Source organism: Kitasatospora sp. NPDC058478 (assembly GCF_042720345.1).
Lineage (GTDB): Bacteria > Actinomycetota > Actinomycetes > Streptomycetales > Streptomycetaceae > Kitasatospora.
The window spans coordinates 1-15,875 of sequence record NZ_JBHXML010000086.1; the positions used below are offsets into that span (position 1 = coordinate 1).

The following is a 15,875-nucleotide window of genomic DNA, read 5'->3' on the forward strand; positions in this document are numbered from 1 at the left end:
TCACCCGGACGTGGTCTTGACCAGCCCAACCACCCCTTAACTACGCGGCATTGGGGTACTTCATCGGTGCAGCCATGACAGAGGCTCCCTTCTCACGGCCCATCAGGCCATCTCCGGCAACCTTCCGCACCTCGGGGGAACCTCAAACTCCCGCCAGCCCTCCAGGGTGGTGAGGTAGCGGTGCAGGTCTTCGCGGTCGAGGGCGCGTCGCCATCCGTGCTGACGGCCCGAGTCCGAATCCTGGCCGGGGGTGGGTCCGATCGCGGTCACCATCGCTTGTCCGCCTCCTTGAAGGGGTCGAAGACGCCGAGCGGGATAACCTTCGCGATCGGCTCGTCATCTGTGCCGTCCACGGCCTCGTCATCGAGGAGGGGCGACTCATACTCGGTGGCTGGCGGCGCCTCTGGCCTGGGTGGACGTGGTCCGGGGCTCTCGGCGGCGGCGCGGGTCCGGGCAGCGACGCGCTGATCGCGCTTGGACGGCCGGGCGGGCGGACCGTCGCCCTGAACGGTCGGTCCCTGGTTGGCTCTGACCAGCAGCCTGGCAACGGCCTGGGCGGTCTCCTCCTCGGTTGGCATCGGGTTGCCGTTGCTCCGCAGGTCGGCTGCCGCGTGGTCCCAGGCCAGGTCGCCGAAGGGTTGCGGGACACTGCCGAGATGTTTCCAGGGGACTGGGATCCAGCCGGTCTCCCAGTGGTTGCGCATCCAGATCCAGTTGGCGTCGTAGGGGTCGCGGTGGATCTCCCACAGGTTCCTTTTGCGCGTGACGCCCGAGGACTGACGACGGAACGAGCTCGGGTCATGGCAGTCGTAGATCCGGTTGTTGATCTTGATTCCATAGGAGTTGACGGCCCGCCAGGTCGCGGGCAGCAGCTCCACGTAGTCGTCGCCGCCGAGGGCGAGGGGGACATAGCCGGCGCTCTCGACCAAGGCGGCGTACTTCTGGTTCGGGGTGAAAGTGCGGCCGGGGATACCCGGATCGCGGAGCCCGTCGTGGGGTCTGTTCTGCCACTTGGCGACAAGCCATTCGTCCAGGAATTCCTGGATTTCCAGCATCGACCACAGTGGTTCGTCCTCCACGCCTCGGCCGCGGTGTTCGGCGGTGCGGCCGAGATAGCCGGGGATGAACTGGCAGAACAGGGTGGCCACTGATTCAAGCGTGCGTTCGATGTGGGGCTTCTCCGCCGGGGAGCGCGGGTGGCAGGGCTGGAAGGTGATTTCCAGGGTGCGGCAGGCGGAGCGGAAGTTATCCGAGATGAAGGCCTTGCCCCGGTCACAGACGATCATCTCGGGGATGATCACCGGTCGGGCGGCGGCGTGTTCGAGGCGCTCGTCCAGGGACAGCAGCCTGCGGTGCGGCAGCACCGAGCGGGACATCGCAAGCGCCTGAGCCCAGCCCGGTCGCATCGGCTCCGGGGTCAGCGCGCGGGCCAGCAGCAGCGACGCGTCCACCGACTTGGTGGTCGGCCGCACCACGGCGGCGGCGATGGTGCGGGTGGCGACGTCGACCAGTCCGGTGAGCTCGACGCGACCGGGGATCCCCTCGTCCAACCGCACCAGCACGTCCAGCGGGGTGGAGTCGATCTGCATCAGCTCGCCCGGGGCCGCGACCGACTCGTAGCGGAACGGCCCCTCGGGCTGGTCGGCCAACGAGCGGCGGGTGCGGGCCGATCCGGTGACGTGGACGCCGTGCGACAGCTTGTCGAAGAGCCGGTAGAACGTGGCCCGCGACGGCATCCCCACCGCGTCCTGGCCGTGTTCGGCGTCCAGGATCCGCTCGGTCCGCCAGCGTGCGTACTCGATCGTGCGGGTGGAGGCGGAGACGCTCTCGCTGATCGCCTGGCGGATCGCCGCCACCACCCGCGGATCGGCCCGGCCGAGCAGCGAGGCGTGCGGGGCGAGCCGGCGGTCTACCACCGCCGCGATTCCGCCGGCCTCGTACTGCTGGCGCTTGCGCTTCACCGTCCGCGTCGTGACCTCTTCGCCCAGCGCGGTCAGCTCGGCTGCCTTCGCCCGCTCGCGTTCCGCCAGTGAGCGGCAGGCCGGGTCGTACTCGGGCTTGACCCCGCTCCCAGCCGGGGCGTCGGGCGGCAGGCCGGTGAGGAGTTCGACCAGGTGCCGCTGCCACCACAGAGCGCGCTCGGCCACTGGCCTGGGCAGCGTGTCCAGCAGCACGGCCGAGCCCAGCGCGGTGCGGTCGCCGGCCCCAAGCACCGTGAAGTCCTCCGCGGACTGTAGGTGGACCTGGTCGACGAGCATGCCGATCCCGTGGGCGTCGGCCAGCCGGACCCGCATCCCGGTCAGGCCGACAACCGTGTAGGTGTGCTTCTGAAATCTGATTCGGTCGCCGAGCCGCAGCTGCCCGGGTCGCGCGGAATTCACGGTCGTTCCCGGGACGCCAGGTGCACCGGGGTGGCGGCGCCCAGTGGGGCCGTCGTCAGGTCCGCCGTCAGTTCGTGCCGCCAGAGCAGGTGGTAGAGCACCGGCAATACGGCCAGCCGGTCCCCGACCCGCTCAGCCCCCGCGAGCAGGGGCAGCGGCTCGGTGAAGACCTCCCGCAGCCGGTCGGCCACCGGCGCGCGATGGCAGCGGCGGTGTCGGTAGCGGGCCAGCCAGCGCAGGTTCGCCCGGTAGGGCTGGTCCAGGTCGCCGAGGTGGCGGAACTGCCAGCCCACCGCCTCGCAGATCCGCGCGGTGAACGCGAAGACCTCGGCGGTGGCCTCATCGACCAGGTCCTGCGGTCGCACGTCGACAACGACACCTGTGCCGTCCAGCAACCGGGCGAAGTAGTCCGGGGTATGCCCGCGCTCCCGCTCCCCGTCCGTCCAGACAAGGCGGAAGGGCTGCGAGGCCAGCGCGACGACAGCGGGATCGAAGTCCAACGTCATCGCCGCGTCCCTCTCCACCCACGACTCATAGCCCACCTGGGTCCGCGAGGTCGCCGCCCAGTACTCGCCGGTGAAGTTCTTCTGCCCCTTGAACGAGGCGAACGACCTTACTGGCAGTGCCAGTTCGAAGGGCTCCGCCCACCAGCACGCCAACGGGCCGGAACGCTCGACGCCTTCAGCGTCGATGAACCCGACCTCGACGCCCGAGGCGTACTCCCAGGCAACGGCCACTGCTGCGGCCCCGTCCACGAACACCTCCGCCCTGCCGGGAACCCCCCGTCACTGCGAGGGTGGAGCACCCTGCGGGCCACCATGGCCGAGAGCCGGAGACGTCACGCGAAAGGGTGACAGCCCGCCTCAAACCGTGTCGGCGACGAGGACGATTCCGGATGCACTGGTGTCCGGCCCGATCTGCCGGGGATCGAGGCTCGATTCCGCAGCGACGGTAGGCGCGTCGCAGTCACCCCAAGTAGCCGCCCAACTGCTGGCCCTGTCGTCCTCGGGGTCGAGGTCTTCGGGCTTGCCTGGGATGCCGAACACATCCAGAAGGCGGCGCTCGACGCCAAAAGGCTCGCCCAGCGCCAGCTCGGGGTATTCGGCGATCCACCGCCTGATAACGGCACCGCCTTCGGCGATCAGCCACGCCTCGCCGTCGTTCTGCTCGCTATGGAAGTAGGCCTGAGCTCGTCCGAATTCCGAGCTCAGCTGTTGGCACAGGTCCGTGACGAGGTCGGTGCGCGTCAGATAGGGCAGCCCGCACCACGCCCCGACGATCAAGGTCCATCCCTCGATTGATGGGGTGATCACGACTGTTGAGAATCGCTCCTCGCCACTGTGCGCAACCTCGTCGATGAGATCGACACCGTCTGCCCAGGTTGTCTCGCGCACGTTCCTGAGGCCAAGTTGCGCGACAAGATCGGCCTGGTTGGCGCCATGGACCGCGATCCACGAGAGCCAGCATGCACGTATCGCCAAGGGCGAGTCGGAGGTCTCCACGACCGCCACCATAGTCAGGCTGCGAGCGAGACCAGAGAGCCGGGCACCTGGCTCTACAAGATCATCTGAGACGTCGAGCGAATTGGTCCAGATCATCTGAGACAAGGGCCAGATCGACCGAGACGGGACAGCCGGCACCCGCAGCAGAGCCACCACCCGAACTGTTCTCTGCCATCGGTTCTTGAGCGATTGACAGCGAAGGTTGACCAACGTGGTTTTCTGCCGCTGAAGATTGATCGCCCCAGCTCAGCGCCCTTCCCAGGCGGCTCCAGAGGGGCTCGGCTCGGACGGCCCCGCTGACGGCTGGCGCCAGCAATCTCTGCAGTCTTCCTTGGCTGACGGGCCCGGGGGCTGTTGCCCCAGTACGTTGTTTGCGTCAGGAGAGATGTTCACCTCCCGGAAGCGGAGCACCATATGACCACCCCTTCAACCGGTAGCGTCACCTGGAACAACACGGGGACCTCAAGTGACAACTTCAAGGTCTCCAGCGTGTCCTTCGACCCGCAGGAGCCGGTCAGAGGACAGGCCCTCACCGTGACCCCAACCGGCACGCTCACCGGTCCCATCGCCAGCGGCTCAGTCCAGACCGTGATCAAGTTCGGGATGGTATCCCTGGTGAACGAGGCGTCAGCTCTCTCCGCAGCCGTGGTGGGCCCCTACGTCCCGCCGGTCACGTTCTACATTCCCACCGATGCACCCAAGGGCAAGTACACGGGGACCCTGACGTTCACCGACCAGAAGAACAACGAGATCGCCCGCATCACCATCAGCTTCTCCCTCTCAACCTGACGCACCCCGGTCTGGGGCGGCAACGCCGCCCCAGACCGCACCGACCGCTACTCGGGTCTGGTGTGGTCGTTGCCAGCTGCGCAGCGCGACGGGCTTCCTCACTGGGTGGCGGCGCCAGCCGTCAGCGGGGCCGCCCGAGCCGAGCACCCCTGGGAGCCGCCTGGGAAGGGCGCTGAGCTGGGGCGATCAATCTTCAGCGGCAGAAAACCACGTTGGTCAACCTTCGCTGTCAATCGCTCAAGAACCGATGGCAGAGAACACGAGGAGGCCGGTCCGGACCGGTTGGAGTGCCCGCAGTGTGCCAGCGGCCGGGAGACGTTGGTGCTGCCCGCCCCGACCAAGCGCGAGCAGGTGGCCGCCCTGGTCTCCGCTCCGGATGATCCGTGGCGGGAGGACCGAGTGCTCCACGCCAAGCTCTACCCGGCCAAGCACCGAGTGTGAGTGGCCTGGGCGACCACCGCCTGGTGCAGCAGACGATGGTCGCCCAGTAGCGCTCCTTCGGCAGGCAAGATGCGCCGGGGAGCGAGCCGATCGTGTGACGTGAGGCCGACGGTCCGTTCAGCGCCGAGCGGGCCAGCGGCGGCGTGGCCTCCTGGGGTCGGGTGCGTTGACGATCGAGCCCGCGTGCTGGCCGAACTCCCGTATCGCCAGCCGCCAGCGCCCAAGAGCAGCACGGAACAGCTCAAGGTCCCGATCGACGACGCGCCCGCTTCCCGCCGAGGCGTAGAGCACGTTGCCAGAGCGGTCGAACTCCTCCATCACCGAACTGACGTCGTCCAAGGCACCGAGATCATCAGGCGGCCAGTTCATACGGGCAACCTGCAAGGCCACGCTGTACTCGTCCCAACTCGCCAGGACCCGCACATAGGCATCCCGCACCGCCGCCCGGTCCCGGTCGCGCGGAGCGACGCCAACGAGGTCGACCACCTCCCACCAGCGGTTCACGACAAGAGTCCCCGCCCGCAGCACAGCGGCGTAGGAATCGCGCCGGGCGGTGAGGGTCTCCCGGTCGCGGTCAGCTTGCTGGCGCCGTTGCTCCAGCTTCAGCGTCCGGCCAGACGTCAGCAGCGCCGCACCGATACCGCTGATCGTGGCGGCAGCGGTGGACAGAACGGGCGTGATGATGGCGGAGTCCATGCAGCCAGGCTGGGAGAACCCGGGCCATGGCTTCAGCAGTTCCAGCACACTGATACAGGATCGTTCCTCGCGGATGCTGGCCCACCAGGCCCACCAGGCCCGACAGACCACCGACGCCGCCCACAGACGCCTCGCTGGCACCTCCGCCTGCCTGCGGCTTCGTCTGGCTGCGTCTGCTCGTTGTTGGTGTGCCGTGCCCCGGGCATGGGCCCGGGGCACGGTGGCGTGGGTCAGGAGCAGGTGTCGAGCATGCTGCTGAGGGCGTTGACCTCGGCGGTCGTGGTGGTGAGCTGCCACACGTACTTCACGTGGGTGTAGTCCTCGGCGTAGGTGCACCAGAAGGCGGTGTTCTTGGGCTTCCACTGGTCGGGGCCGCTGTCGCCCTTGCTGCTGTTGGAGGACGAGGAGGCGATCAGGAGCTGGGGGATGGTCAGGTCGTTGCCGAAGGATCTTCTCTGGCTGGCACTCCACCGCCGTTCCCGACGACGGCTGTGCGGGCCAGGTCGTGCTGTACGCGCTGCCCGCCTGGAAACTGGAAGCCCTCTGGGACGTCCTGCTGGTGCTGCGCCGCACGGTGGCCGGCGACCCGGACACGGACGCGGTGCGCGAGCTCCTGGAGGACCTGGGCAACGAGCTGTTCACCCCGCCGCGCACGGTGGAGCGGTTCACCGCGGACCTGGAGAAGACGGTGTCGGTACTGATGCTCGACCTGCCGGACATCCAGGTGGTGGCCACCGCCGTCGTCCTGGACCAGGCGCGGGACGAGGCCGTCGTCAACGCCTACCGCCGGATCACCACCGCATGGGCGGCGGCCGGAGTGCACGCCTGACTCTCCGACCCACGTCCAGAGCTGGCGAGGCACCGGCGCCCGCCCGGCCTGCGCAGATCCCGCTATCGGGGCCTGCCCAAGACCGGCCTCCAGCACCAGCTCACCGGCGCCGCGATCAACCTCGCCCGCATCGAAGCCCACCTCACCGACACACCACAGGCCCGAACTCGCACCGGCCACTTCGCACGGCCTCGCCCCGCCGAGCAAAAGCAGCTCGGCGGGGCGAGGTAACGAGACACCGGATTAACCAACAGAGTCCGAGCGTGCCAGGGCGCGGTGGGTTCGTGACGACGGGTGCTACGGCTTGCGGCCGAGCTTGCGCCACGGGGAACTGCCGTTGGCCTCCGCGGTGCCGGGTTCGGCCTGGGTCCACCACTGCGCGTACCAGTAGGAGCCCTTCCAGGCCGCGTACGCCGCCGAGGAGGAGCCGGCCGGGTCGCCCGCCCAGACGTGCGTCAGCCGGGTGGTGCTGCCGTTCGCGGCCTCGGCGTCGAGGCCGTTCGCCGAGCGGAGCTTGAACGCCTTGCCGTGCACGGGTTTGCCGACCGGGGCGCCCTCGGTGCCGGAGGCGGGGTCGACCGGGACGAACCGCCACTTCTGGCCGTCACCGCCGGTGCAGGGGCCGGTGGAGAGGTCCTTGCGCTGTTCGACGGCGTTCAGGCAGCGGCCGCCGTTGGTGATCCTGGACCAGCCGCCGCCCGCGTCCTCGACCCGCCAGTACTGGTTGGGGTTGGTTGCGATCGGCTCCACCAGGTGGACCCGGGACTGGTCCGGGTTGTGGTCGATCAGCAGGCCCTGGTACTCGAACTGCCAGCCCTGCGCGCCCTTGTCCCAGGCCGCCCAGAGGCGCCCGCCGGTGGGGCTGTAGGCCTTGCCGCGCTGCCAGTCCTCGGCCTGGCAGACGGTGGCGGCGGCCGGGGCGGGCGGGGTGACGGTGCCGGTGGCGCGCCGCAGGTCGCCGGTCGAGCCGTAGTCCTTCCCGTTGATCCGGACGATCACGTTGGCGGGGCCGGTGATCGGCAGGTAGTACTTGATCCCGACGTCCCGGCTGGTGCCGGGCGGGATGTCCTCGCAGTAGCCGAGTTTGACCGTCACCCGGTGGAAGTCCCCGGTGAGCCCGCCCGCGTTGGGGCCGGTGTGGCCGGGTTCGACCCCGGGCATCTCCTTCCACCCCTCGTCCTTGAGCAGGGCCGGGGTGGAGGTCGGGATGTCGAAGGAGACCTCGGTGCCCGCGCCGAGCGCCACCGGGGTGTTGTTGGTGATCCGCAGCTTGGGCTGGATCGGCCACATGTCCTTGAGGTCGCCCGGGAAGTCGGCCAGTTCGACCTTCACGTCCACGGCCTGGGCGGGCAGCGGCCGGTTGGCGCGGGTGTTGCCGTAGGCGGGCTTGCCGCGCAGCGCCTGGTCGATCTGGCTGGTCAGGGTGTAGCCCATGCCGTACTCGCCGCCGGGGCGTTGGGCGTAGTCGCCGGCCAGCTCCCAGAGCATGACGCCGCCGATGCCCTTGTCGAGGACGTACTGGGTCTTGGCGGCCACCGACTGCTCGTCCTCGGTGGACAGGAAGACCTTCTTGTCGGCGTTCCACAGCCAGCTCGACTTGAGCTGGTCGCTCCACTTGCGGGCGTAGCCGCCGGTGAGCCGGTCGTCCGGGTCGCTGCCGGGGGTGAGGCCGTAGCCGCCCAGGTAGCCGGGCTGGCGGCCGTCCTGGAGGTTCTTGGCGTGCCAGAGCGGGTTGGAGCCGGCCGGGACCTCCTGGCCGCCCTCGGTGTCGTGCCAGAGGTTGTCGATGCCGACCGCGCCGCTGCCGCAGGCCACCCGGCCGCCCTTGCCGCCGGTGCCCGGCGGGCAGTTGGCCTGGTCGGGCCGGACGGAGGAGCCCCACAGGCCGTCGGTGCCGCCCTGGACGTCCTTCCAGCCGCGGGTGTAGTAGGGGATGCCGAGGTTGATCCGGCCGGGCTGGAGCGCGCCGCGGTAGTAGTGGTACGCCCAGTCGGTGTTGAAGTAGCCGGTCCTGCGGTACTCCGGCGCGGCGTAGACGCTCGCTACGTCGAGCTCGGCGTCGTCGCCGCCGTCGTAGAGCGGGGCCTGCGGGCCGACGAAGTAGTTCCACGAGCCGTGCAGGTCGTAGGACATCACGTTGACGAAGTCCTGGTACTGGAGGGCGGGCTGGTTCTCCTGGCCGCGCACCAGGTAGCCGGAGGAGGAGCCGGCGGAGGTGAGCAGGTAGTAGTGGCCGGAGCGGTCGAGCTTCTCCCGCAGGGTCTTCATCAGCGCGTTGTAGCCGGCGCCCAGGCCCTTGCGGCGCGGGTTGGCGGTGGACCAGTCCTTCGGGTTGCCGGCGTCGGGCAGCGCGGTCGGGTACTCGTAGTCGACGTCGACGCCGTCGAAGCCGTACGTGGCGAGGAAGTCGACGACCGAGCCGGCGAAGGTGTCGATGCCGGCCTGGTTGACGCTGCCGTCCGCGTTGGTGGCCATCGCGTAGAAGCCGGAGGTCTCCGCCCAGCCGCCCACCGAGATCAGGGTCTTGACCCGCGGGTGCTGGCGCTTGTAGCGGGTGAGCAGGTTGAAGTGGCCCTGGTAGGGCAGGCTGGGGTCCATCTCTGCGCCGGGCACGCCCGGCCAGGTCGTCTTGACGGCCTCGTCGCCGACCGAGATCCGGTTGTCCGTGCCGACCTTCGCGAAGGCGTAGTTGACGTGGGTGACCTTGTTCCACGGGATGTTCTTCACCAGGTACCGGGGTGAGCCGTCCTGGCCGGTGCGCCAGCCGGTGAAGTAGCCGACCACCCGGCGGCTGCGGTCCTGGCCGAGCCACTCGCGGCCGTCGCCCTGGTAGACGTCGCAGTAGCGGGTGTCGGTGCCCGGGGTGACGGCCATGCCGTCCGGGCGGCACTCGGCCTGCGCGGACGGGCGGGCCGGGCGCGGGCCGCCGGTGTCGTTGCCGTCCGAGGGGTCGACCGGGTCGCCGGCCCCGGTGGGGTCCTGTCCCTGGGTGGACCCCGGGCAGGGGGCCACGCCCAGCCCGCGGCCGTCGTCGGGCCCGGTGCTGACCAGACAGGTGCCGGTCTGCTTGTTGCGCAGCAGGTCGCCGTCGCGCTGCCAGGACTGGTTGGCCCCGCCGCCGCAGGCCCACTGCTGGACGGCGTTGGTGCGCACGTCCAGGTCCAGGCACTTGCCGCTGTGCGCGCTGACCAGGGTGGTCGAACCGTCGCCGGACGCGTTGCCGCCCTGCCAGCGCTGGTTGACGCTGCCCCCGCAGCCCCACTGCTGGACGCGTCCGCCGTCGGCCCTGCCGTCGCGGTCGCGGGTGTCCACGTCGAGGCACTTGCCGTTGGCCTTGTTCCGCACCTGGCCGCCGTCGATCGCCCAGCCGAAGAGGTAGTTCGGATCGCTCAGCGGGTCGGTCGGCATCTGGTCGACGTCGGGCGGCAGCCCGCCTTCCCGGCTGGACCTGCGCACCCGCTCGGCGGCGTCGAACATCGTGCCGCAGAGCAGCGGCCAGCCCTCGCAGACGCTCATCGGGCCGTTCTCGATCTTGTCGTCGGTGCCGTTGACCTGGGCGATCAGCCGGACGTAGCGGTCACCGGAGAACATCATCAGGCGGTTCTTGACGCCCGGCCCAGAGGTCCCGCCCGCGGCCTGGCTGAACACCGCGTCGATCTTGCTCACGAACGGGGTGTCCTTGAGCACCGGCCACTCGGTGGCGACCTCCTTGATGTACATGGTCTGCCAGCGGCCTTCGGAGGACAGCCGCAGCCGCGCGTACTTGCCGCCCGAGAAGACGTACAGGGTGTCCCGCTCGGCCGACACCATGGAGTCGATGCCCGAGGCGAAGGGCGCCTCGCAGAGCCCGAACACGCCGCAGATCGAGCCGCTGACGGCCATCCGGCCCGCGTTCTTGTCGTCCATCCGGATGTCGTCGAGCCGGATCGCGATCGAGCCCTTGGTGAAGTACATCTCCCCGCCGGCCGAGGTGGACCGGTACAGCGCCGAGTCCACGCCCATCGCGAACGAGGTGCCGCGCAGCAGCGGCCAGCTCTCGTAGATCGACTGCGGGCCCTCGGTGAAGGCGTCTCCCGAGCCGCCGATCTGGTACCTGATCCGGGCGTTGAACGGGCCGTGGAAGAGGTACGCCTCGCTGGCGCCCACGCTGGTCGCGGCGTCCACCGGTGCGACCGCCGGGCAGGTGTCGGCCGCCAGTGCGGCCCGGCCGCCGCTGCCACCGCCGCCGGCGCAGCGCCCGCCGAGCACGGCGAAGGCGGCGGAGATCCCCAGCCAGTTGGTGAACCGGTGGGAGGCCGGCGGCTGGTAGGTGGCGTCCCGGGTCCAGCCCCAGGCGTCGTCGGTGGCCTCGTTCCAACCGCCCTGGATCAGCCTTTGGTTGGCGGTCCCGACCGTCCACGTCCGGTTGGTGAAGATGCTGTTGGCGAACGCGCCGAACAGGCCCCGTTCGGTGTCCCCGCCGCCGTTGGCGTTCACGCCGGCCACGTCGGCGATCCGGGCGCCCTCGGCGAGGGCGACCGTGATCCTCATCATGTTCTGGGCCCGGGTGCGGCGGGCCGCGTCGTCGTTGTCGGCGGGCCGGGTGAGCACGTCGCGGATGGCGTTCCGCATCGTGTCCTGGGTGATGGTCAGCCCCTCCAACGTGGTCCGGCTCGGGGCGTCGGTGGGCAGCCCCCGGTTCGCCTCCCCCGTCATGTCCCGGTAGGCGTCGCCGAAGTGCATGATCTCGACATCGGCACCGTCGGTGATGTTGAGGTCATTCCGGATGTCGGCGACGTCCGGGAGCCCGCCGAACAGGATCAGCCGCGGCGCGTTCCGGCGGTCGGGGACCAGGAACCCTCGGATGTAGAGGTTCTCCCGACTGAGGATCAGCATGACCGATTCGCTGGTGCGCCCCAGCCCGCCGATCTCCTGGAGGTAGTAGCCGTCGGCGCGGGTCAGCGCCCGGACGTTCTCCCGCAGCGGCGCGCTGGTGTTGGCGCGGATCTCGTTGATGATCTGCCGGTAGCGGGTGCTGTAGTTGCTCCACGCGCCGGCCGGCGGCGCCAGCCAGCTCAGGGTGCCGAGCACCAGCAGCGCGGCCAGCGCCGTGGCCAGCAGGCGGGCCGGCCAGCGCCCCGCTGGGGGCCTGGCCGGGAGGGCTAAGGTCTGCACGGGCTTCTCGCAATCGTCGGTCCCGGCGGTGCGCCGGGCGGGTACTGATGCGCGGAGCGTAAGGCGGGCTCGTATACGAAAAGTTGATGACCCGTCAACGCCGGGCGCCCCGGCGCCGCTCGCCGGCTGGTGGCGGGCACCTTTTCTGTGCCCGGCCGCTGGGTGTGACCTGTTGGTGTTGTGGGGCCTGGAATGGCCTCTCGCGCGGGGTTGTCTGGACCTTTGGTTGTGCCTGTCGGGGGTGTCCGGTGGGTGGTGTCGGGTGGCTGGTTTGGTGACTGTGTGTGGTGGTGGGTGGGGTCGGGGGGTCCGGTCGGTCTCGCTGGGTGGGGTCGGTGGGTGTTGGGCGTGGATTCGGGTGTGAATTCCTCCGGGTATTTCGTTGGGTTGTTTTGTCGGATTCGCCACCTGTGGTGGTTTGAGTTCGGGTCGGAATTGCTTTGCCGTGGGTGGTGGCGGGGTCGGTGTTCGGTTTGTTGGGGCCGGGCTGCGTCCTCGCGGCCGTGCCTGTCGCTGCTCGTCGTCTCGGTCGTTGACCGGGGCATGGATGAGGACGAGTGGGACGAGTACTTGGACCCCGACGACGACCGGCCGCTCCCGCGCTGCAGCGGGTGCGGGCGGAACTGGGGTCATGCCGCAGGGTGCGACGTCGCCCGCCAGGAGGCCGGCGACTGGCCACTATGAACTCCCGCGAAGGGGGCCCGGCACGCCGATGGCCGGCCGCTGTGCCTGGTGCCGTGCGCGTCGCTCGGGGCGGTGCTGTGCTGCCGTTCCGGGCCTGGTGCGCCCGGCCCCGGCAGGTCCGGGTCCCGCTCGCCCCCGGTCCGCCCTCGCCCGGCTACGCCCTGCCCGCCTTGCTGCGCCGCCGTCGCGGGTCGGCTGTCCGTCAGGCCGTCCTGGTGGGAGAGGTGGCTCAGCGGCTGGCGAGGTGGTGGGCGGTGAGTTCGACGTCCTGGAGCTGGGCGGTGGTCAGGCGCCGGGCTTCCCAGATGATCGTGGCCAGGTCCGCGGCCCGGGAGTGGAGCGGCGGCAGGTTGTCGGGTAGGTGGATGCCACCGAGCGCTGCGAGGTCGGGGGCGGGAATACCGAGCACGCCGGCGAAGCCGGCTATTAGCTCGGGGGTTGCTTCGACGGTGCCGCGGCCGACCCCGCCGATGGTGGACGCAGACAGGTAGATCCGTCCGTCGGTGACTGCATACAGGGCCCTGGCCGTGCTTGGCCAGGTGAGGTTCCGGCTGTGGGCGAGCTCCAGGAGCACCGCGCCGAAGCCCGGCTCGTACCGGTGGTACGGCCGGTCGACCCCGCCACGCCCCTCACGCCGCACCAAGGGCTGCGCCCGGATCGCGTCCAGCAGCGGTCGCCGGTTCTCGGCGGGCATGACCATCGTGTTGTAGACGACGGTGCTGATCGACCAGTTCGGGTTGCGGGTGATCGGTGTCAGGTCGTCGGGAATCGGTTGTCCGGAGAGAACGAACAGGTCGGCGGCGTGCAGACCGAGTACCGGTCCGAGGTCCCTCAGTAGCCGTCCGGTCGGCGGCTGCCCGCCGAGCACGGCTTGCAGCTCTGCTGGGTCGGTGCCGGCCGCTGACGCGAGCGTGGCGGAGCCGAGGGACCGGTGGCCCGTCAGGTGCGCCAGCAGTGCGCCGAACTGCAGTAGGCCTGCCATGCCGTCAGCCTATCGACGGCCGACGGTGCCGCCGGCTGCCGGGTGCCGGGTGCCGCCCGTCCTGGGCCGTATTCCGGGGGTGCTCTGCTTGTCTCCGTGTCAGTGGTGGAGGGCAGGATGTTGATCATGTTTGAGGAGTGGTGGCGTGTTCGGCCGGACGAGGAGCGTGTGCAGTGGGTGTTGGAGCAGTTCACGGCGGTGGGGCCGTTGCGTTTCGGTATGAGCGCTGACGAGGTGACGCAGGCTCTGCTTGGTGTCACCGAGGAGGTCGAGCACCGGACGTGGACCGGCGGACTGGGAGACGACACCTGGAGGGTCGGTGAGGGCGTGTACCGGGAGTTCGGCCTGCACCTGTACTACCAGGACGAGCGGTTGTCCGGCGTCGCGGTGGACGCCCGGCGCGGGCCGCAGGTCACCGTGGAGGGCACCGCGTTCGTGGGCCGGACTCCCTCCGTGATGGGGGAGTGGATGGAGGAACGCGATGCCGAGCTGTCGTACATGAGCCTGGGCGTGCCCCGATCGGACCTCCTAGGCGTGGTGGTCAACGTCCAGCGGGCGTACGACCGCCTGCTCACCCGGCCGGTGTTCTTTCCCATCGAGGCCCTCGACGACCTCCCTCACTGGTTCCCGCAGAGGGCGTGTGGCTTTGTAGGTGAGTTGTGACAGCACCTGTCGGTCAGCGACGACAGCGTCCTGTGCCACGGGAGAGTGATGTCGCTGAGTTTTGACAGCACCCGGGTGCTTGCTTCGGGACCATGGTTGTGCTCTGCACGACGAGGGGGCGTGGGTGCTGCCGAAGTCCAAGGTCGATCTGTACGCGGCGATCCGCCGCGACTCCCGGGCGGGCCTGTCCGGCCGTGCGTTGGAACGCAAGTACGGCGTCGGGTTCCGCACGGTGCAGAAGGCGTTGTCGTCGGCCTGGCCGGAGCCGCGGAAGAAGCTGCGGCCGAGGGCGACCAGGCTGGACCCGTTCAAGCCGTTGATCGACCAGATGCTGTGGGCCGATCTGGACGCGCCGCGCAAGCAACGCCACACCGTGAAGCGGATCTTCGACCGGCTGGTGGACGAGCACGACGCGGACGAGATCTCCTACCAGATGGTCCGCGGCTACGTGGCGTCGCGGCGCGAGGAGATCCGCATCGAGGCGGGCCGGGGCACGGCGGACGCGTTCGTGCCGCAGACCCACAAGCCCGGTGCTGAGGCGGAGGTCGACTTCGGGGACGTGACGGTGCGTCTGGCCGGTGAACTGGTGACCTGCTACCTCTTCGCGTTCCGGCTGTCCTACTCGGGCAAGGCGGTGCACCGAATCTTCGCCTCGGCCGGCCAGGAGGCGTTCTTCGAGGGCCACGTCCACGCTCTCAACGTGCTCGGCGGGGTGCCGACCGGGAAGGTCCGCTACGACAACCTTAGGGCCGCGGTCGCCCAGGTGCTGGGCTTCTCCCGCCAGCGGGTGGAGGCCGACCGCTGGACGGCGTTCCGCTCGCACTATGCCCTCGACGCCCTCTACTGCCAGCCCGGCATCGGCGGCGCCCACGAGAAGGGCGGCGTCGAGGGCCAGATCGGCTGGTTCCGCCGCAACCACCTGGTCCCGGTGCCCGAGGTCGCCACGCTCGCGGAGCTGAACGCGATGATCGAGCGGTGGGACGAGCAGGACGACGCCCGCCGGATCCGCTCCCGGCCCCGCACCATCGGCGAGTACTTCGCCGCCGAGCAACCGCTGCTGGCGCCGCTGCCGGACGAGCCGTTCGAGACGGGACGGCTGTTCACGCTGCGGGTCGACCGATACAGCCAGATCAGCGTCCGCACGAACCGGTACTCGGTGCCGGTGCGGCTGATCGGCCGGACCGTCCGCGTGATGCTGCACGCCTCCGAGGTGGTCGTCCATGACGGACGGGAGGAGGTCGCCCGGCACGAGCGGCTGATCGCCAAGGGCGGCACCCGCCTCGACCTCGATCACTACCTTGAGGTGCTGGTCCGCAAACCCGGCGCCCTGCCCGGGGCGACCGCGCTTGACCAGGCCCGCTCGGCGGGCAGGTTCACCCCGGTCCACGACGCCTGGTGGGCGGCGGCCCGCAAGGCCCACGGCGAGCGCGACGGCACCCGGGCCCTGATCGAGGTCCTGCTGCTGGGCCGCCACCTGCCCCACGAGCACCTGGTCGCCGGTCTCGCGGTCGCCCTGAAGGCGGGGGCGCTGACCGCCGACGCCGTCGCGCTGGAGGCCCGCAAGGCGGCCGAAGCCGACACCGCGGAGCCGGCCGAGCTGGAGCCGCCCGCGGCTGACCGCGCGAAGGTGACGTCCCTGACCGTGCGGCGCCTGGCCCACCTGCCGCCCGACACCCGGCCGCTGCCCTCGGTCGCCCACTACGACCAGCTGCTGCGACACCGGCGGCCGGACCGCCCGACCACCACCTGAAGGA

10 protein-coding genes and 1 pseudogene are annotated in these 15,875 nt (G+C 70.0%); 5 read left to right on the forward strand and 6 right to left on the reverse strand.

What is annotated here, in order from left to right:
* Positions 1 to 266: 266 nt before the first annotated feature.
* From ACFWPT_RS35280 to ACFWPT_RS35290, 3 genes are all read right to left on the reverse strand, one after another.
* Positions 267 to 2,258 (reverse strand): integrase, encoded by a 1,992-nt coding sequence (locus ACFWPT_RS35280; RefSeq protein ID WP_380486902.1) that lies wholly within the window; start codon positions 2,256 to 2,258, stop codon positions 267 to 269.
* 119 nt (positions 2,259 to 2,377) lie between these two features.
* Positions 2,378 to 3,136, reverse strand: coding sequence for a TnsA-like heteromeric transposase endonuclease subunit (locus tag ACFWPT_RS35285; RefSeq protein ID WP_380486847.1), 759 nt, complete (start codon positions 3,134 to 3,136; stop codon positions 2,378 to 2,380).
* A 108-nt stretch (positions 3,137 to 3,244) separates the two neighbouring features.
* Positions 3,245 to 3,883 (reverse strand): hypothetical protein, encoded by a 639-nt coding sequence (locus ACFWPT_RS35290; protein ID WP_380486849.1) that lies wholly within the window; start codon positions 3,881 to 3,883, stop codon positions 3,245 to 3,247.
* Positions 3,884 to 4,297: 414 nt separating this feature from the next.
* Here ACFWPT_RS35290 and ACFWPT_RS35295 point away from each other — a divergent pair, with 414 nt between their 5' ends.
* The gene (locus ACFWPT_RS35295) at positions 4,298 to 4,672 is read left to right on the forward strand and encodes an ML domain-containing protein (protein WP_380425312.1); all 375 of its coding nucleotides are present in this window, start codon (positions 4,298 to 4,300) and stop codon (positions 4,670 to 4,672) included.
* Between the two features lie 558 nt (positions 4,673 to 5,230).
* Here the strand turns inward: ACFWPT_RS35295 and ACFWPT_RS35300 are convergent.
* A complete protein-coding gene (locus tag ACFWPT_RS35300) occupies positions 5,231 to 5,809 on the reverse strand; it encodes a hypothetical protein (protein ID WP_380486851.1) in 579 nt (192 codons plus the stop codon).
* Between the two features lie 505 nt (positions 5,810 to 6,314).
* Here ACFWPT_RS35300 and ACFWPT_RS35305 point away from each other — a divergent pair.
* The gene (locus ACFWPT_RS35305; RefSeq protein WP_380378937.1) at positions 6,315 to 6,638 is read left to right on the forward strand and encodes a hypothetical protein; all 324 of its coding nucleotides are present in this window, start codon (positions 6,315 to 6,317) and stop codon (positions 6,636 to 6,638) included.
* Positions 6,639 to 6,683: 45 nt separating this feature from the next.
* Positions 6,684 to 6,869 (forward strand): annotated as a pseudogene (locus ACFWPT_RS35310) (IS5/IS1182 family transposase); the annotation flags it as partial.
* A gap of 66 nt (positions 6,870 to 6,935) precedes the next feature.
* Here the strand turns inward: ACFWPT_RS35310 and ACFWPT_RS35315 are convergent.
* Positions 6,936 to 11,792 carry a glycosyl hydrolase family 18 protein gene (locus ACFWPT_RS35315; protein WP_380378935.1) on the reverse strand — a complete coding sequence of 1,619 codons (4,857 nt, stop codon included), beginning with the start codon at positions 11,790 to 11,792 and terminating at the stop codon, positions 6,936 to 6,938.
* Positions 11,793 to 12,705: 913 nt separating this feature from the next.
* Positions 12,706 to 13,458: a hypothetical protein gene (locus tag ACFWPT_RS35320; protein WP_380486853.1), complete on the reverse strand. Its 753-nt coding sequence runs from the start codon at positions 13,456 to 13,458 to the stop codon at positions 12,706 to 12,708.
* A gap of 96 nt (positions 13,459 to 13,554) precedes the next feature.
* Between ACFWPT_RS35320 and ACFWPT_RS35325 the strand changes: the two genes are divergently transcribed.
* Entirely contained in the window at positions 13,555 to 14,121 is a 567-nt protein-coding gene (locus ACFWPT_RS35325) for a hypothetical protein (RefSeq protein ID WP_380486855.1), read from the forward strand.
* Positions 14,122 to 14,248: 127 nt separating this feature from the next.
* Entirely contained in the window at positions 14,249 to 15,871 is a 1,623-nt protein-coding gene (gene istA / locus ACFWPT_RS35330) for an IS21 family transposase (RefSeq protein ID WP_380486904.1), read from the forward strand.
* Positions 15,872 to 15,875 lie beyond the last annotated feature (4 nt).

Excerpts from the sequence above, each read along its gene's own strand:
- ACFWPT_RS35280 (WP_380486902.1), bottom strand. The coding sequence starts at position 2,258 with ATGCTCGTCGACCAGGTCCACCTACAGTCCGCGGAGGACTTCACGGTG.
- ACFWPT_RS35295 (WP_380425312.1), top strand. The coding sequence starts at position 4,298 with ATGACCACCCCTTCAACCGGTAGCGTCACCTGGAACAACACGGGGACC.
- ACFWPT_RS35300 (WP_380486851.1), bottom strand. The coding sequence starts at position 5,809 with ATGGACTCCGCCATCATCACGCCCGTTCTGTCCACCGCTGCCGCCACG.
- ACFWPT_RS35320 (WP_380486853.1), bottom strand. The coding sequence starts at position 13,458 with ATGGCAGGCCTACTGCAGTTCGGCGCACTGCTGGCGCACCTGACGGGC.